At 58.3% G+C, this 16,873-nt stretch carries 13 protein-coding genes; 7 read left to right on the forward strand and 6 right to left on the reverse strand.

The annotated features are described in order from the left end of the window. Window positions 1-31: 31 nt before the first annotated feature. Window positions 32-1,390: a glycoside hydrolase family 16 protein gene (locus IVB42_RS17290; protein WP_247395916.1), complete on the reverse strand. Its 1,359-nt coding sequence runs from the start codon at window positions 1,388-1,390 to the stop codon at window positions 32-34. Window positions 1,391-1,537: 147 nt separating this feature from the next. Continuing rightward, complete coding sequence (locus tag IVB42_RS17295) at window positions 1,538-2,725, reverse strand: acyltransferase (protein WP_085383848.1); 1,188 nt, start codon at window positions 2,723-2,725, stop codon at window positions 1,538-1,540. A gap of 138 nt (window positions 2,726-2,863) precedes the next feature. Here IVB42_RS17295 and IVB42_RS17300 point away from each other — a divergent pair, with 138 nt between their 5' ends. Next, on the forward strand, window positions 2,864-4,141 hold the full coding sequence (locus IVB42_RS17300; RefSeq protein WP_247395914.1) for a hypothetical protein: 1,278 nt from the start codon (window positions 2,864-2,866) through the stop codon (window positions 4,139-4,141). Between the two features lie 26 nt (window positions 4,142-4,167). Here the strand turns inward: IVB42_RS17300 and IVB42_RS17305 are convergent, their stop codons facing one another. Then, complete coding sequence (locus IVB42_RS17305) at window positions 4,168-5,238, reverse strand: glycosyltransferase family 2 protein (RefSeq protein WP_247395912.1); 1,071 nt, start codon at window positions 5,236-5,238, stop codon at window positions 4,168-4,170. Between the two features lie 472 nt (window positions 5,239-5,710). On the opposite strand from IVB42_RS17305, the gene IVB42_RS17310 reads away from it, so the two are divergent. From IVB42_RS17310 to IVB42_RS17335, 6 genes are all read left to right on the forward strand, one after another. Then, window positions 5,711-5,989 (forward strand): hypothetical protein, encoded by a 279-nt coding sequence (locus IVB42_RS17310; protein ID WP_085383844.1) that lies wholly within the window; start codon window positions 5,711-5,713, stop codon window positions 5,987-5,989. A gap of 391 nt (window positions 5,990-6,380) precedes the next feature. Then, window positions 6,381-7,379 carry an NAD(P)-dependent oxidoreductase gene (locus tag IVB42_RS17315; RefSeq protein ID WP_247470647.1) on the forward strand — a complete coding sequence of 333 codons (999 nt, stop codon included), beginning with the start codon at window positions 6,381-6,383 and terminating at the stop codon, window positions 7,377-7,379. A 590-nt stretch (window positions 7,380-7,969) separates the two neighbouring features. After that, a complete protein-coding gene (locus IVB42_RS17320) occupies window positions 7,970-10,384 on the forward strand; it encodes a polysaccharide biosynthesis tyrosine autokinase (RefSeq protein WP_247395909.1) in 2,415 nt (804 codons plus the stop codon). Window positions 10,385-10,450: 66 nt separating this feature from the next. Next, on the forward strand, window positions 10,451-11,092 hold the full coding sequence (locus IVB42_RS17325) for a hypothetical protein (protein WP_143273823.1): 642 nt from the start codon (window positions 10,451-10,453) through the stop codon (window positions 11,090-11,092). A 204-nt stretch (window positions 11,093-11,296) separates the two neighbouring features. Continuing rightward, on the forward strand, window positions 11,297-12,613 hold the full coding sequence (locus tag IVB42_RS17330; RefSeq protein ID WP_247395907.1) for a hypothetical protein: 1,317 nt from the start codon (window positions 11,297-11,299) through the stop codon (window positions 12,611-12,613). Beyond that, entirely contained in the window at window positions 12,576-13,316 is a 741-nt protein-coding gene (locus tag IVB42_RS17335) for a hypothetical protein (RefSeq protein ID WP_247395905.1), read from the forward strand. Before IVB42_RS17330 ends, IVB42_RS17335 begins: the two co-directional genes overlap by 38 nt. A gap of 1,070 nt (window positions 13,317-14,386) precedes the next feature. On the opposite strand, the gene IVB42_RS17340 is transcribed toward IVB42_RS17335, so the two are convergent. The 3 genes from IVB42_RS17340 to IVB42_RS17350 all read right to left on the reverse strand — a co-directional run. After that, complete coding sequence (locus IVB42_RS17340) at window positions 14,387-15,865, reverse strand: IS66 family transposase (protein ID WP_085359906.1); 1,479 nt, start codon at window positions 15,863-15,865, stop codon at window positions 14,387-14,389. Between the two features lie 122 nt (window positions 15,866-15,987). Further along, on the reverse strand, window positions 15,988-16,344 hold the full coding sequence (gene tnpB, locus IVB42_RS17345; RefSeq protein ID WP_026233531.1) for an IS66 family insertion sequence element accessory protein TnpB: 357 nt from the start codon (window positions 16,342-16,344) through the stop codon (window positions 15,988-15,990). Further along, the coding region (locus IVB42_RS17350) for a transposase (protein WP_247470650.1) at window positions 16,341-16,873 on the reverse strand (533 nt) is incomplete at its 5' end. The genes tnpB and IVB42_RS17350, both read right to left, overlap by 4 nt.

The following is a 16,873-nucleotide window of genomic DNA, read 5'->3' on the forward strand; positions in this document are numbered from 1 at the left end:
CGCGACGCGTTTCCGTGAGACGCGTGCGACTTCAGTGAGGCCGAACGCGCAGCATCGCGAGGCGACACGATCGCGCCTTCACCGGCTGACTTACATGCGTGCTGCACGTAACTGGGCTTGCCGATACCTCTTTCGCGCCGTTTTCGCTGACTGTTTCCGCCACCAGCTTTCCGACCAAGACAAAGTCGCCGGGGCGCTGGATAGCCGGCATTGAAACCTCTATCACGCGAACGCCGTCGGCGCGCCTCGTCATGGTGTTTACCTCCAGCTTGCTGGAGGTCGTGGACACAACCGCCCCTGTTGCCCCGTCGACCACCGAAACCTGGAGCAACCTGTTGGCAGGATAATTTTCCGGAACATTGAGCGGAATTTCGAAACGCAGTTGGTCTGTCGCACTTAAGGACAACGACCCGCTACCGGATTGCCCCGCGCCCGACGCTGGCTCGACACCTAAAAAAGCGGGCTTCAGCATGTCGTTGAGCGCTGCCGTGTATCCAAATTCATTCGGATCCGGCGTCACGTCGCTCGGACCGCATTTCCGGCTTCCCCGCTCGGAGGACGTGAACTGGCAGACGCGAACGTAGTCGATCTTGAACGTCTGCGGGAAAGCCGCATCATCGACGCCGTGCCGGCCCGCCCAAGCCGCTCCGCCGACGGCAAAATTGAGATCGATGTGCGCCGGCGGGCCGAGCTGACCATCCTTCCTAGTCCATTGATACGTGCGTGTGTAGATGATCCGGCCGTCCCAGAAGAACGAAATGCGGTCAGGGGCCCAAACGAAGCCGGCAATATGCCAGTCCTTGTTCAGATCCTCCTTGCTGACCATGTCCTGAAACTTGAGCACGAAGGAGCTGTCCACATGCGTGTACGACTGCGGCGTCCACTTATCTTTACTCATGGCATTCGAGTGCAGCATGTTCGGCTTGTCTTCCACGCTATTGATAACGTACTCGAAAATGTCGATCTCCGGCGGATGCCAGAACTTTCCATCGATGTCGTAATCGGCTTCGAGCCAGAATGCCGGCCACGATCCCCGCGCATTCGGAAGAAAAACCCGCGCTTCATAGTAGCCGTAGTAGAATGTCTGATGGCTCCGGATCATCCCGGAATCGAACGTGTCCGCCCCCTCATTCTTTTTTGCAGTCAGATTCAGCGTACCTTCGGACACCACGTGGTTGTCTCGGTAGCGCTGCTTTTCATCGTTGAAATGATCCATCGTTTCGTTGTTGTAGATGTATCGGGTCGCCCATTTGGTTCGATCAAGCTTGTCGCCGTTAAACTCATCCGAAAACACCAGCTCCCAGCCAGCGCACCAGGCCGGCGTTGCGGATCCGAGTGCAACGACTATCGAGGCGACACAAAGGACTTGCCTGCGCAAGGCTGCGATCATCAACGAAATCCTTTCGGTTCGGCTGTTAGCCCGGCTGGGAAACGCTGTGCCGGCCCAATGCGCAAAGACGATGGCAACGGTGACGCTGCAACGTCGCAAGCCGGCACAATCAAGCGCACGACTCTGCGGCTTTTCTCGAGTAGACAGTCAACTTGCGATCGTTTTGCGGCGGTGACTTGTCGAACAATCAAGAACATTTGACTGTTCCCCCATCAGGTTCCCTCCTTGAGTGCCGTCGAGTACTTTATTGATCGGCCGCACTGCCGGTTTCGCGACCCGGTCGAGCCGTTTTCGAATCTGTCCCGTGACCTTCACTTCAAGGAAGCGATGGCTGATCGTTGCAATGATAAGCGACGGCGGAAGTGAGACCAGGAGGAAAAACAGTTGCGATCCGCTCCCCAATGCATCGACCAAGCCCATTCGAGACATGATCAGCTTGACCCCGGCCATCACGATCGGCGGCCAGAGATAAAAACTGAAGCTGATCGTTCCCAGCCACTGCATCACCTGCCAACGCAGCATTCTTCCGAACAGCCCGTTTCCGCGGGACATGCCAAGCAGGAAAATAGTCCCGAAGACGCCACCAAGAACAACAAATGGAAAAGCAGAGATCCAGTCATGGAATGACAAATATGCCGGCGTGACAAAGCCAACGTAGTCTGTTGCGCTGGCAAGCTCGAGGCCTCTCCAGACAGTCAGGAACAGCACGAAGAAGATCGCCGGGTACTTCGCCAGCGATTGCCACAACGTCGATGATAGGTACTTCTCCGCAATGAGCACGCCACCAATCATCAGGAGCGCGCGGGGATAGTACACGAGCAAGATCAGCGAAGTCACGGCTAATGCCAGCGCCAGCGGCCGACTGACGCCGCTGATCAGGAAAACGACGGCACAGACTCCATAGAACAGGAATTCGTATCCGAGCGACCACGCGGCGGGATTGATCTGGATGATGTCAATAAATGGAGGCGGCGCCAACAGATTTGCACCAACCAGCAGCAGACTTAGACGCTTTCCTGAAAGCCAGCCAAAAATCGCGATCGCGATCACAGTCGCCCAGAGCACCGGAAGTATCCTCGCGTAGCGATCAAGAATAAAGGCCACGGCCGAGGATGCCCGATACAAGCTGGGCAGAATCACGATTCCACTGATGCCGAAGAAGAACTCGACACCGAATTTTCCAGTCTGCAGCGCTTCTCCCAACAGCCCCCTGGCAAACAGATCGAACGTGGGTAGTCCGGAATGAACGACGTGATAGACGAATACCATGAGGCAAAACAAACCTCTGGCACCGTGCACGTAAGGGTTAATTCTTGCGCTCGCGTTGTGTTCCATGTGGGAAGTCGCTACAGGCTTTAGTATAGAGGGTGAACAGCCTCACGAGAGAGACCAAGGTGGATCGCGATCGTTACCCTGTGCCCAGACGCACCCACCAACCGAGGCGCCAAGAAACAGTAATCGACGAGTCCCAAGATGGTGAGCCTCGACACATTCCCAGCCAGAACCTCGTCTAACAAGCGCGCTGCAGCAGCGTCAAGCGACGAGACCAATAGCGTCATTTTCGCGCACATCGCCTTCATTCTGTGCATTTGCATGCAGCGCTTCGGACTCCTCATCGGAACCGGACAGATCTTCTTTTCGCTGTTCGGATTCTTCGCGCTCGTCGCTTGGGGATGGTGGGTTGGTCTGGTGAGCATTCGCGGGCCGCAGACTCTCGCATTCGGACTCGTCGTCGTCTGGTTTCTCTTCAGCGCGGTCGCCTCAGCCGAATCTCCCGATCGCGGTGTCGAGACCAGCCCGGCATCACTTGCGATGGTTCTTGTCACTAATTCGATTTTCCTGTTCGGACCATCGACGAGATTCTCGAACGAGGCGGTCCTTCCCGTCTTCCTGTTCTATGTTCGCCTGTGCGCCGTTCTGGCAATCGTCCAGATCGTTCTTCAATTCGGCGGAATACGCATTTTCTCGTTCAAGGATGCAATCCCGGCGCTCGATCCGGTCCTCGTCGAGTCCGCTTACAATCAAAATGCGGTGGAATTTTATGGGTCGTTGAATCGGCGTGCGAACGGGTTTTTCCCGATGGAGCCGGGAGCGCTGTCCCAATTGCTCGCTGTAGGTGTTGTCATTGATGTGTTCATTTTACGGCGACTTGCCTATCTTCCGTTGTACGCCATCTCGTACGTACTCACTCGATCCGGGTCGGGCCTCCTGGTGCTCGTCGTGTCCCTCAGTGTCTATCCCCTGATTGCTCCGCTCAAATCACTACGGGTTATCGCCATCGGGGCGGCCGTTGCCTTGATGATCGGCACAACGTACCTCATTGCACCGGAACCTTTTGATCCCATCGTTAGTCGGCTTGATGAATTCAGTTCAACCAAGTCGAGCGGCTATGCTCGCTACGTCGCACAACTACAGACCTGGGACTATCTCTTTCAGACCGACAGAGTGCTTATCGGCTCCGGGCCCGGCGGATTGGAACGGTCGCCCGCCTACTTTGGCGGCAGCGGCAATCCCGTTCTCAAGCTCGTCGCGGATTACGGAATTGTCGGGTTACTGATTTTCCTGTTCTATCTCGTCCTCTCGATATTCAGGAAAGACAACTCTATGCTCGCATTGACAATGCTGGCCTGTTATCAGCTCGGCGGCGGCAACCTTGCCATGGCTCCATTCCTGATCATGATGGCAATGCTGTGCGTATGGTCGCAATCGCCCGGGGCTGGCCTGAGGTCGATCCGTCTTCAGGCTCTCTGACCGAAGTGTCCCAGCCCTGCCCCCGATCATCGAATGATGCGGAATCGGCCGAGCAACGCGCGCAACCATTTCGGCCGCTGGGCGGGCACGTACCGCAAACTTACCAGGGCACGACGAAAGTACCGCGGACTGATGAGGATGCAGAAGATCCAAGCCAGCAGCGATATGTGCTGCGACCTTGAGAAGCCTTGTGGCGACGCAGCCGCTCCAAGGGCATCGACAGCGATGCTCAATGAACTATCCGCCGCGATTGGGTGAAGGTCCGGCCGCAGCTTGAACGACGCTATCCGCAAGCAAAGAAATATCAAATTGCTCTTAAGCGCATCGGGCGCAACCGGCAGCTTCTCCGTGCGCGCGATCTCGGAAAAGAATCCGTATCGCCTCTGCGTGAGGTCGATCTCTCTCGCAAAGCGGGTATCGTCTAGTTGAAGGAACGCCCCGTGATTGAGGCCGTGCACCCGATAATATGCTAATGGTTTGGGGATCGTCACGATCTCGCCACAGGCGGGAGCGGCCGCCAAAAGATAACTGTCGGGAGCCCGATCAACGAAGTCGGACTCAAAGCCGAAAATACGCTCGACAAACCATTTCGGGTAAGCATTTCCAGACCCGGGCGGGGTCGGATAAGCGCCGGTGGTTGCCATCCACTTGCGGACGTCCTCCGAGGTCGGACAGGAGAAGTACTGCGGCAGGAGGTTTCCGGTCGGCTGCCCCTCGGCATCGATCACGCGCATCTGAAACTGATACTTGCTCGCGGCTTTGGACCAAACGGATACGATCTCCGTCATCACATCAGGGTGCAAGGCATCGTCCGAATCGAGAAATATGATGAGATCGCCGCACGACCTGCGAAAGCCATTCACGCAGGACATCATTTGCCCGGCGTTCGCCTGGCTGATGATTGTGACTTCGTCTGCAAATTCGTTGATCACGTCGAGTGAATGGTCCGTCGACCCGTCATCGACGACGATCACCTCGACGCTTGGCCATCGTATGTCCAGCGCGCTGCGGATCGCGGATCCCACGTAAGCTGCGTAATTGTGGTTCGGAATGACGACCGAGAGGCGCGACAGCATCACCAGCTCGACTTCCGACAACACAGCGTGTCCTGGTATCTCCTTCAACATTCGCCGCCTAGAATACTCGCGTTGTAAGTACGTCGCATGACGGCCGACAGAACATCACAGTCGACAGACGTCAGACACCCAATCCGGGAAGGTGCAGCCTCTAGCACGTGTTTTTAAGCGTAAGGAAGAGGCAAGATTCCTCCCCTGCAATCCCGGGAACTAGTTGTCTGTCATTCTGTTGCCGCAACTGCAACTCTATACTGCCGCCGATAACGGCGGCTTCTTTCGAAAGCTGCCCCCAACCATCAGGATGTGCAGAGCAGTGAACATGCATGATAACCGATCTAGGCGCTCAGACGGTTATGTGGCGATATGTGTAGCTATCGCTTCATCGCTCCTCGCAACGACGGCCGATGCTCAAATTTCCGGCTTCGGTCGCACATCTCCTCCGATGTATGGTGGCTCAGGAATTTCCACTCGGCCTTCGAGTTCGGTTCGGCCGATGGAAGGTACGTTCGCTCCAAATCACACGACAGTGGACGGAAAGCTTTGCATATCAGTCAACCCGTCGACGCACCCCCAAGCCAACAACCCCAAGATCATCGAGCAGATTGTGCTGGTTCAAAACATTTGCGGTCAATCGATCCGGGTCCGGGTTTGCTACGCCGGAAGTTCCGATTGCGTGGTCGTTCCGCTCGCAGGCTACCAGAAGCTGCAAAGGCTATTGGGGATCGCGGCCGGATCAACGAACTTTCAATTTGAGTATCGCGAACTCTATTGAGCCGCTGATCCAAACGAGCAACCCAGGCTGAACGCGAAATGACCTTCATAAGAAATGTGCGATCATACCCGCGGCGAACACATCTTCCCATCTCCTCGCGTTGCCGATCGAACCAGTGCCACCGCATTCGGGATCACCTAGATGGAACCGATGACACCGCGCATGTCACCCCGCTGCCGGTATCGATGTTGTTATCGCCGTATGAGCAATGCATGTTTGATCTGCAGAAGCAAAGGCCCTCGCCAGCGGGGTCACCACATGCGAAGCGATCTTGGTCTTGGCGGGCACAACTCTTGCACCGACGGGTGCTGCAGCTCTCCAATGCGCGCGCTCGATTACCGGGGAGCCTTGACCGAAGTTCGTCGCATTTGACTCAGCATCCTTACTTACGTTGACCCTCGCGCACATGTCCAATCCCACCCAAGCTATTGTATTCGGAGGCGCAGGCTTCATCGGTACACATCTGATGAGGCGCATGCTCGCTTCCGGGCGCTACAACCGGATCGTCTCGGTGGATATCGGGAAGCCTCGGGCGCACGTCGAAGGCGTCGAATATGTCCATCATGACGTCCGTGAGCCAATCGACCCGAAGCTCGGAGGCGGGCTGTCTGCCGACATCTTCAACCTGGCTGCGATCCATGTCACCCCGGGTCATCCGGACGGCGACTATTATTACACAAACGTGCTGGGTGCGGTGCACGTCTGCCGATTTGCGAAAGACACTGGCAGCCGGAATATCATTTTTACCAGTTCGATATCGGTCTACGGTCCGACGGAAACTCCGCTTACCGAAGATGCGACGCCGGTCCCAGTCAGCGCCTATGGACGCTCCAAACTCTCGGCCGAAGCGATCCATCGCCTGTGGCAGTCGGAGGCCCCGGACCGGCGGCTGACCATCGTACGCCCCGCCGTCATCTATGGACCCTACGAGCGAGGCAATTTTACGCGATTGTCGAGGCTTCTCGAAAGACGGGCCTTCATCTATCCCGGCCGAACCGACACCATCAAATCGTGCGGCTACGTGAAGGACCTGGTCTCGTCCATGTTCTTCATGGCGTCTCGCAACGACAGCCTGTCGATCTACAATTTCTGCTATGAGCACCGTTACACTATCAGCCAGATTTGCTCCGCCTTCTCTCAAACTGCCGAATACCCCAAGCCGACGATGACGATTCCGGTATGGCTCATGAATCTCGCCGTGCTTCCATTCGAGGTGCTGCAGGCCGTCGGCATTAAGACCGGCATCAATCGTGACCGGATCAAGAAGCTGTGGTTTTCTACGAACATTCTGCCGAAGCATCTGATCGCAAGCGGGTTCAAATTCGACTACGACCTGGCAAGCTCGCTTGTCGATTGGCATCGAGAATCCTCGACCAAGGATTTTGATTGAGGTCTCGTTGGCTTGATTTTTAACTGCCCGATCGGAGATTCCGGTGGAACTCCAAAGCCGACCCTCGCCACTATAGCGGATGCTCCGAAGGCAGCCTCGTTCCCTGTGCCAGTTGCTCGATCCTCATGCTTGTCCGTCACACTCAGGCCGATATTGCATCGCAGAATTCGATGCTGGTCGCGCGTATTCCACCGCGTCCGCCCGCGGGTTCGTGCCATCTGCCCAAATCATGGGCGACCCATGATCTCTCAATCTTCTCAGGCGGCGTAAATTGCTAGATTTTGAAGGTTTTTCGACAGAGTTGGCGGAGAGGCATTGTGACGATTTTGCGGCGAACGGCACCGACATTGGCCCGGCAGCGTTGCCGAAACCGGTCTGACCAAACAACGTGTCGAACGATACAAGTAGGCGTTTCGCCGGGGCCTCGCTGGCGTTGGTCGACTCTTGAGCGCCGCGATCTCGATCACCGCATCCGGCGCGTCGAGTTCTGCCAACGTGCAACTTCTAAGCGGCACTTTACCATTCACGAATCAGCGCGGCGACAAGGCAGCCTGATGCCGCATTCACAGAGATTTAGGTAGGCGGGCGGGATGCTTCAGAAGATCACATCTCGAGAGATCGAAACCACCGCGCCGGAGACTCCATCGCTGCAGCAGACCATCTCCTCTGCGCTTGCGCTGGTGAGCCGGCAGTATCCTGTGATGATTTTCACGCTGCTGCTGTGCATCGGTCTTGCCGGCATCTACGTGTTCACGGCACCGAAGCGATATACCGGAACGGCGATCCTGATGATCGACAGCCGTAAGATGCAGGGCCTGCAGACACAAGCGCCCGCGAGCGGCGGAGACAACCCGATCGACTCGGCCATGGTCGACAGTCAGGTCGAACTTCTCAAGTCCGAAGCGATCGCCTCGAAGGTCATCAAGGACTTAAAACTTGTGGGGTCGGCAGACTTCATGAGCGATGGTGGCGGATTGCTCAGCAGCATCAGTGGCGCGATTACCGGAATATTCTCCGAATCGACCCCGCCCACGGAAGAGCAAATACTGCGCGCAGCACTCGCTCGCTTTGCGAGCGGCCTCAGCATCAAGCGCGTCGGCGTGACCTATGTTATCGAGATCTCCTTTCAGGCATTATCGCAGGAGCTGGCAGCGCGGATCGCCAACGCGGTCGCCGACGGCTATATCTTGGACTCGTTGGAATCGAAATATCAGGCCTCGAGACGGGCGGCGGTCTGGCTGCAGGACCGATTGAAGGAATTGCGGTCGCAGGCGTCTTCTGCCGAACGCACTGTTGCGGATTTCAAGGCCAAGAACAACATCATCGACGCCGGCGGGCGACTGCTCACCGAGCAGCAACTCGCTGAAATCAATACTTCGCTGACGACTGCGCGTAGCCAGCGTGCGGAGGCACAAGCTAAGCTCGAACGCATCACCGCGATATTGAATGCGGACAGCGACGATTCTAAGGTCATTCTGAATGACCTCGCGACTGTGAGCGAGACGATGGCCAACCCAGTCATCACTAAATTGCGCCAGACCTATCTCGAGTACGCGGCCAAGCAGGCCGATTGGTCGAACCGGTATGGACCGACACATCTGGCGGTTGTCAATTTGCGCAACCAGATGCGGGAACTCCGACGCTCGATCATCGACGAACTGCGGCGCACCGCGGAGGTCTACAAGAGTGACCTTGAAATTGCCAAGGCGCGCGAAGAGTCCAGCCAGAAGAGCTTGAACGATACGATAGCGATCTCGAACAATACAGGTCAGGCCCAAATCGTCCTCAGAGATCTGGAAAGCAACGCTCAGAGCGCTCGCGCATTGTCTGACAACTTCTTGCAACTCTACATGGTCTCGGTTCAGCAGCAGTCGTTTCCCATTACCGAGGCGAGGGTGATCAGCCAGGCCGCGTCGACTCTTCCCAACAAGACGTCGCCAAGAACGACACTCATCCTGCTTGCGGCGATCGTGGGTGGGTCGATTCTCGCAGCTCTCGTTGCAGTCCTGCTTGATATGATGGATCGCGTCTTCCGTACCGTTTCGCAGGTCGAGCAGCTCGTGGATACCCGCTGTCTCGCTTCGATTCCGGTGATAGAGCGAAGCGCCGTCAAAACGAATTCCGCTCAATCCGGCAAAGCGGCCTGGCGATTCGGCAAACGCGACAAGTCCAAACCGCAGCAGGCACCCACGAGTTACGGAAGATCCGGCACGACGTTGGCACTCCACGGATCCGCGCCCGGGTTCAGCCACCAGCAGTCCCATCGCGACCGTCTGCTTTCAACCGAAGAGAGCGTGGGGCGGCACGTGATCGATGCCCCGTTTTCACGCTTCGCGGAGGGATTTCGGTCGATCAAGCTAGCCAGCGATTTTGCGAATTTCGGTGCAGGCTCCAGCAAGGTCCTGGGGATTACCTCCGCTCTTCCGAACGAGGGAAAGTCAACCATCAGCGAAGCGCTGGCACAAACCCTGGCGCAAAGCGGCTGCCGTACACTGCTGATGGACGGCGACATTCGCAACCCAAGCCTCACTGCGAGGCTTACTCCGGCTGCGCAGGGCGGCTTGATACATGTCGTCCTGGGCCAAGCCGACTGGAGGGATGTTGTCTGGATAGACCCGCAGACGAATCTACAATTTCTTCCTTGTGCCATCACATCGCGCTTCTCGAATTCGAGCGACCTGCTGGGCTCGAAACAGATGGAAGACCTGTTCCAGGAGCTACGGCAGCACTTTGATCGTATCGTTCTTGATCTTAGCCCGTTGGCGCCCGTCGTCGACGTTCGGGCGACCAGGGGACTGGCTGATTCCTATATCCTTGTCATCGAATGGGCGAAGTCCAAAGTGGATATCGTCGAGCGCGTGCTAAGCGAAACGCCGGTTGTGCGCGAGCGTATGCTCGGTGCGGTTCTTAACAAGGTGAACGTGTCAGTGATGAGCCGCTACGATACGTACGGCGCGGCCTACTATCGCAATCGATACTACAAGAGGTACGGTTACGTCGATTAACATCCGATGCTTGATCCGGAGCTGTGGGCAGCTTGCCCGATATTTGACAGGGCCGTTGGATACGACATGAATGATTTGGCACTAGCGCATGTTAGGTCGGGGCTTCTGATGGTGCGCTCAATTTTGCTCTGTGCTGGTCTCTTGATGATGACAGCTCCCGGCCGAGCCGAGCCGGTGCGTCCGGGCATTCTGAACTGCGGGTCTGGGATCACCGCCGAGCAGCGTCGACGTTGCGACGAAGAGGCGTTCAAGCAGATCCAGTCCGGCAGCCAATCGACACAGCTTGAGAGCGGATGGCGACTAGTGAAGAGCAAAAATCCGGACGGTGGCGCCGATGCCATTTCAGTGATGCATGTCGTCGATAGTGCCAAGTCGGACACCGGCCTTGCTGGCCTGAGCCTGCAATGCGGAAAAGGCGGTATCGAAATTGTACTCATTGTACTCGAGCCACTATCCCGCTCGGCGCCCCCGAACGTAGCCCTCATAGCAGGAGAGAAGCGCGCTGAGTTCCAGGCCTCTGTGATCCAGAGCGGCGTGGCGCTCCTACTACCCGCCGACGCCTCGAAACTTGCTGCCAGCGACTGGCAAAACGCAAACGAGCTTGCGGTTGAAATCGTCACCGCACCGAAAGCGATCCACGGAGCGGTGCCGCTGGCTGGACTGCCGACGGCTCTCCGTTACTTGTCGCAGTCCTGCTATGCTCGATAATTTAGCCCGGAACTGTCACGCCGCGCGAATGCCGCAAATCAACCGCATGCTGGACCAGTTGGGAGGCCGCGTTATGATGATGGGCCAGAGTGTCAATCGCCGAGACGAGGGTGGCGTCGCTTTATTGGCCGTGCGGCGCGTATCAAAGTCCCACTCGTGCAATGCTGCATTCCATTCCCGCTTCCACGTCCCACGGTTCTCCGATTGTTCATCGCGTCCCGGCTTTTGATCGCACTGCTGGCCGCGACTCCGATCTTGGCCATCACAGGCGGCTCCTTTGCACAGCATGTGATTTCACTTGCTACTGCGACGATGATGGCCATGGTAACAAGAGGTTCGGAGACGCAAATCGCGTCTGCCGCGCCATTGCTGAAGCAATTTCTCCTCATATTCTTGCTTCCAGTCGCCTGGATGACGTTGCAGATCTTTCCGATGTCATCGCTTGCGAACCCGATCTGGTCGGCGACTTCGATCGCATTGAATCAACCATCGCTGCCGGGCCGTATTAGCGTTGATCCGGGCGCAACGTTGCAAAGCCTGTTCCTCTATCTGGTCAATGTGTCGCTCCTGGTGTCGACCGTCGTCATCACCAGGGATCGCCGTACGGCCGAAACGATTCTGTTCGTATTGAGCGCAGTGACGACCCTCATATCAGTCGAGTTCCTACTCAGCCAGCTCGATTCGTTCGCCGGAATCATTCGCCAGACCGGCGCGGCTACGAATCTGTTTCCGGCAGCAGCCGCTCTTGCAATATTGATAAATGGCGCGCTCGTCGCCCGGGCACTCGAACGCCACCTGCACCAGCAGAACATCCGCAATCTGGCCGCGCCCCAACTGTGGGTCAGCGTTTTCTGCGGCCTGTCGGGAATTACCGTAGCGTTCGCCGCACTTGCGGCCCTCGGACAACACACATTGGTGGCGGTTACTGGCTGCGGATTGATGGTCCTCGTGTTCATAGCCGCTGTCCGACGCTTGGGATTTCGGTTTGGGCCTTCGGCGCTATTGTTCTTGGGCCTTGCAGCAATCGCCAGCGCGATGGTTGTGCCGCACTCTCTCGCCGGAGGCTTGGGCCTCCTTGGATTCGTCAGCCTCCCCCCGGAAGCACTTGCGCCGGCAAAGCACCTGCTCTCTGATGCACCGACGTGGGGGAATGGTCTCGGAACCTTTAGGCTGACTTCGATAGCCTATCAGGAGTTCGGCGCTGCCTTGGCAGACCCTCCTTCCACCGCAGTCTTGATGGCTGTCGAGGCGGGAAGATTAGCGAGCGCCATCCTGGCAGCCTTCGCCGCCCAGTTCTTCCTCGTTAGCTTTCGCGGCGCCGTTCGGCGAGGACGCGATTCCTTTTTCGCTGCCGCCACGGCGGCCGTCGTCGTCGTCGTACTCTGCGAGAGCTTTCTTGATTCAAGCCTCTCAAACCCCACGATTCAAGCGATCGTGGCGGTGATGGTCGGAGTTGGACTTGCACAATCGGTGGGACGGACCAGTGGCGCCGACCGCGCGGCGGAATGCCGCGCGCCGTAACATTGGCTTTATATTGAATTATGCATCGAAAATGAGTTCATCGAGCAGATTTCGCATTCTTCTGATGGCGTTGGCCTTGACGGTCGGATCCTATGCGATTGTGTCGGCCGTAGCGGAGGTGACGGCGCTGGGGCGAACGACATTTCCCATAGATGCGGCCGAGTTTGGGGCGCGGTGGGCTGGAGACGCGCCCTCACTGCTGGGAACGCGCTCGCCGTTTGGATCGGAGTTGGAGAGCAATCATGCCTTGATCGCCGCGCTGCAGACAATTGAGTCCGGTCGGCACTGGCCCACGATCCTGCGATCAACAGCGCATACCGACGCCCTCAGCCGGGTCCGGCGGACACTGTCGATCTCTCCTTACAATCCTGAACTATGGCTCGCGCTGGCGCTGCTTCAGGTCCAGCGCGACCCGCACGATCCGATCGTGGTCGAGGCCCTGAAGATGGCATATTTCGTCGCACCGAACGACGCGCGATTGATGCCGGCGCGGATCGATATGGCGACCCGCTTCGACGCACTCGCCCTTCCCGACGTCAAGGACCTCGTACGCAGTGACGTTCGGCTCATCCTAATTCGCCGACCCGGGTCGAGATCAGCACTCGTGTCCGCTTATCGGCGGGCATCAAAACTTGGCAAGACTTTCCTGGAAGATGCCGTTGAATCGATCGACTCGTCCTTCCTAGCGACACTGCGCGGTTGAACGCGTGGCGTTTGGTGGGCGCGCTCCGCTGCAGTCGCCCGAATCGAGTTGAGCCAGGCCTCCTCAACCTCCCCAGATCGATGTTGGTGATGCCGGCGTTTCCCGCTTCGTCACAGGTTTCAGGTCGTCGATCGTTCAGGCAAACCGTTGTGCGTGGCGCCGTCGCTGCGCCCTTCCCTTTCATATTCAGTTCTCGTGCGCTATACGTGCGATTGCCACCGCAGTCTGAGACGGCATATTGTCACGCCCATCCAGACGGGGTTCATGGCTGTGCGGAAGCCGAGCGCCGTTGCGCAAGAAGCTCGGAGAGCTGCCGCTCGAACATCTTTCCGACTCATCTGCGGCGTCTCGAATGCCGAGCGGTTCTACGCGAGCTTCCTGCGGCATAGCGCTCGCGCGATCCATGGCTCCAGCGCCGACCGTAGTCGTACGGAGTCCACAAACGCCCCTCACAGTCGTAGCCGATTTTGCACGGATTGATGAAGGCGGCCGTGAGGTGATTGAGATAGAATAGAGTATCTTGGGGCGTCATCGGCCGGAACGAGCCGATCTACGCTCCAGGCGCGCTATGCGCCCTTCCGTTCCGAGGTTTCTAGGGTTAATTTAGCCCCTTAAGAGCTTGCATTTCGGTGGGATTGGATGACGGTACTTGCCATAGTAAGCATCTGGCTGCTGCTCAACGTTTTATTTGTGCTCATCGTGGTTCCTCCCTGCGGGTCGCGATCGCGCCTCAACAGATCAGGAACAATCTTGGCGCCGGTCCCGATCGAAAAGCATCAAGACCAACTCGATCACAACGAACAATTCTCCCTTCGCCACGCTCTCGGATCACTCGCACGGGAGTTTTTTTCGTCCTGATGCCGCGGCTGATCGCATTAAGGAAGGCCATCGTGCGGCTGTGGAACAAGACGCGCGGGAGGCATAAGACCTGAAGCTCAGTGATTGGCGCGAGCTCCAAAAGGAGCATTGCGCTGGCGCGCGAGAGTCTGAGCGAGGCGAAGTGGCGGCTAATAGATCGCGCGATTGGCCGTTCTCGTGGAGGACTGGTGGGACAATCGTAAGCGTCGTTGTCAGGCCACGGCTTTCAGGGCTTGAGCGCGGTAGGCCCAGGGCAGTAGCAGGTCGATGTCGCGGTTTGGATGTCCGTTGACGATTCTGGTCAGGACGTCGGTGAGGTAGGCGAGCGGATCGACGTCGTTGATCTTGCAGGTCTCGACCAAGGAAGCGATGACCGCCCAATGCTCGGCGCCGCCGTCGGATCCTGCAAATAGTGCATTCTTGCGGCAAAGTTTGATACCGCGGATTGATCGCTCGATGGTGTTGTTATCGAGTTCGATCCGGCCATCGTCAATGAAGCGCGTCAGTCCTTGCCAGCGCGAGAGAGCATAGCGGATGGCCTCGGCGAGCTTGATCTTCTGGCTGATGAGAGCCAGCTTGGCGCGCAGCCATACCTCAAAGGCATCGGCCAGTGGTCGGCTCTTCTGCTGCCGCACGAGGCGACGCTCCTCCGCGCTGCGGCCGCGAATCTCCTTCTCGATCGCATAGAATGCGGCGATGTGGTTGAGCGCCTCGCTTGCGATTGGAGCGGGGCCGGCTGTCGCGAGTTCGTAGAAGTTGCGCCGCATGTGCACCCAGCAGAAGGCGAGCTCGACTCCGCCGCGTTCGGCAAGCTTTGGATAGGCGTTGTAGCCATCGACCTGCAGGACGCCCTTGAAGCCGGCGAGATGGCTGAACAGCCGCTCGGCTTTGCGGTCGGGTGCATAGACATAGGCAATGCCGGGCGGATCGAGGCCGCCCCAGGGCCTGTCGTCGGCTGCATAGGCCCAGAGCTGGCCGGTCTTGGTGCGCCCTCGACCCGGATCGAGCACCGGCACCGTCGTCTCGTCGGCGAACAGCTTGGATCTCGCGCGAAGCAGAGCGAGAAGGCGCTCATGCAGCGGGCGCAGATGGAAGGCGGCATGCCCAACCCAGTCCGCCAGCGTCGATCGATCGAGAGCGATGCCTTGGCGGGCATAGATCTGGGCCTGCCGGTAGAGCGGCAGATGATCGGCATATTTGGACACCAGAACCTGGGCGACGGTTGCCTCCGTCGGCAGGCCGCCCTCGATCAGCCGGGCCGGAGCCTCGGCCTGCGTGACGCCATCTTCGCAGGCTCGGCAGGCGTATTTAGGACGCCGGGTGACGACAACGCGGAACTGCGCCGGCACCATGTCCAGCCGCTCGCTCCTGTCTTCACCGATCCGATGCAGTTCGCCCTGGCAGCAGGGGCAGGTCTTGTCGTCGAGGTCGACGACGACCTCGATCCGCGGCAGGTGGGCCGGCAGTGCTCCGCGATTGACGCGGCGCTTGCGTGCGCGCTCCGCCCGGCCTTCCGGGGCTGTCTCGTCCTGACCAGCCTCGGCAAAGGCTGCGACCTGTTGGACGTCATCGAGGCCCAGCAGCATCTGCTCCTCGGGAAGCGACTCTGCCTTCCGGCCAAAGCGGTGGCGTTGCAGCTCCTTGATAATCTGACGCAGCCGCTCGCTCTCGTGAAGCGCTGCCAGCAGCATCGCCTTGAGCGTCTCGGGATCATCAGGAAGGTTATCGCTCACAGGTAAATCAGAGCATATTCGCGCCCGCTTGACGACGTGCTCGATGCCCCTGATTCACTTCGCCGCAGCACGGCTCACAATTATCCGACTTGCGTCGGCACGACCGTCTCCCGTGCCGCGTGGACACGCCGCCAATCGAGCCCTTCGAGCAGCGCCGACAATTCCGCCGCCGACAAACGCATCACGCCATCCTCGATCTTCGGCCAGCGGAAGACGCCGTCTTCGAGCCGCTTGGCGAACAGGCACAAACCCGTACCATCCCAGAAGATCAGCTTGATCCGGTCGGCGCGCTTGGCACGGAACACATAAACAGCACCCGAGAACGGGTCAGCCTGCATGTGCTCGCGTACCAATATGGCAAGCCCCTCCATTCCCTTGCGGAAGTCGACCGGCTTGGTTGCCACCATCACCCGGACAGTTCCGGACGGGCCGATCACCGGCTTGCCTTCAGCGCATGGACGATGGCCGCAATCATCGCCACATCCGCGCCTCGGCGGACCCGGATAGTGACGCCCTCGGCTTCGATCTCGATGCCCCCGATATCCGGCTTGGCCTTGCGTCGCGCTGTCTTGCGCTCATGGCCAACAGCCACGGCCGGTACCAAGGCGTCTACCACCGCCGGTACAAACGGTGGATCGTCAGCCATCGGCGTCGGCAACCGGCGTGCTTGCCGGCGCCAGGTGAACACTTGTTGTGGGGTCAGCCCGTGTCGCCGGGCAATCTCGGAAACGACTGCGCCCGAGACCAGCGTCTCCTCGACGATCCGGGCCTTGTCGTCCTTGGAGAACCAACGACGGCGTCCCGTCTCCGTGATCACTTCCAGCCGGCGCGCCGTCACGTCCGATCTAAGCGTATGGTCAAGCATAGGTAAGCGCGAAGCCGATACCCTTGCTTCAGAATTCGAATGAACGTGCGAAAGAAGCCTCCGGCTTGGACGGAGGTTTCGGATGGGATTGGACAGCAAAA

Origin of the sequence: Bradyrhizobium sp. 45 (assembly GCF_023073155.1) — a bacterium.
In the GTDB taxonomy this organism is placed as follows: Bacteria; Pseudomonadota; Alphaproteobacteria; order Rhizobiales; family Xanthobacteraceae; genus Bradyrhizobium; species Bradyrhizobium canariense_D.

Coding starts and splice junctions, on each gene's coding strand:
- IVB42_RS17290 (WP_247395916.1), bottom strand. CDS start 1,390: ATGATCGCAGCCTTGCGCAGGCAAGTCCTTTGTGTCGCCTCGATAGTC.
- IVB42_RS17295 (WP_085383848.1), bottom strand. CDS start 2,725: ATGGAACACAACGCGAGCGCAAGAATTAACCCTTACGTGCACGGTGCC.
- IVB42_RS17300 (WP_247395914.1), top strand. CDS start 2,864: ATGGTGAGCCTCGACACATTCCCAGCCAGAACCTCGTCTAACAAGCGC.
- IVB42_RS17310 (WP_085383844.1), top strand. CDS start 5,711: ATGGAAGGTACGTTCGCTCCAAATCACACGACAGTGGACGGAAAGCTT.
- IVB42_RS17320 (WP_247395909.1), top strand. CDS start 7,970: ATGCTTCAGAAGATCACATCTCGAGAGATCGAAACCACCGCGCCGGAG.
- IVB42_RS17325 (WP_143273823.1), top strand. CDS start 10,451: ATGAATGATTTGGCACTAGCGCATGTTAGGTCGGGGCTTCTGATGGTG.
- IVB42_RS17340 (WP_085359906.1), bottom strand. CDS start 15,865: ATGCTGCTGGCAGCGCTTCACGAGAGCGAGCGGCTGCGTCAGATTATC.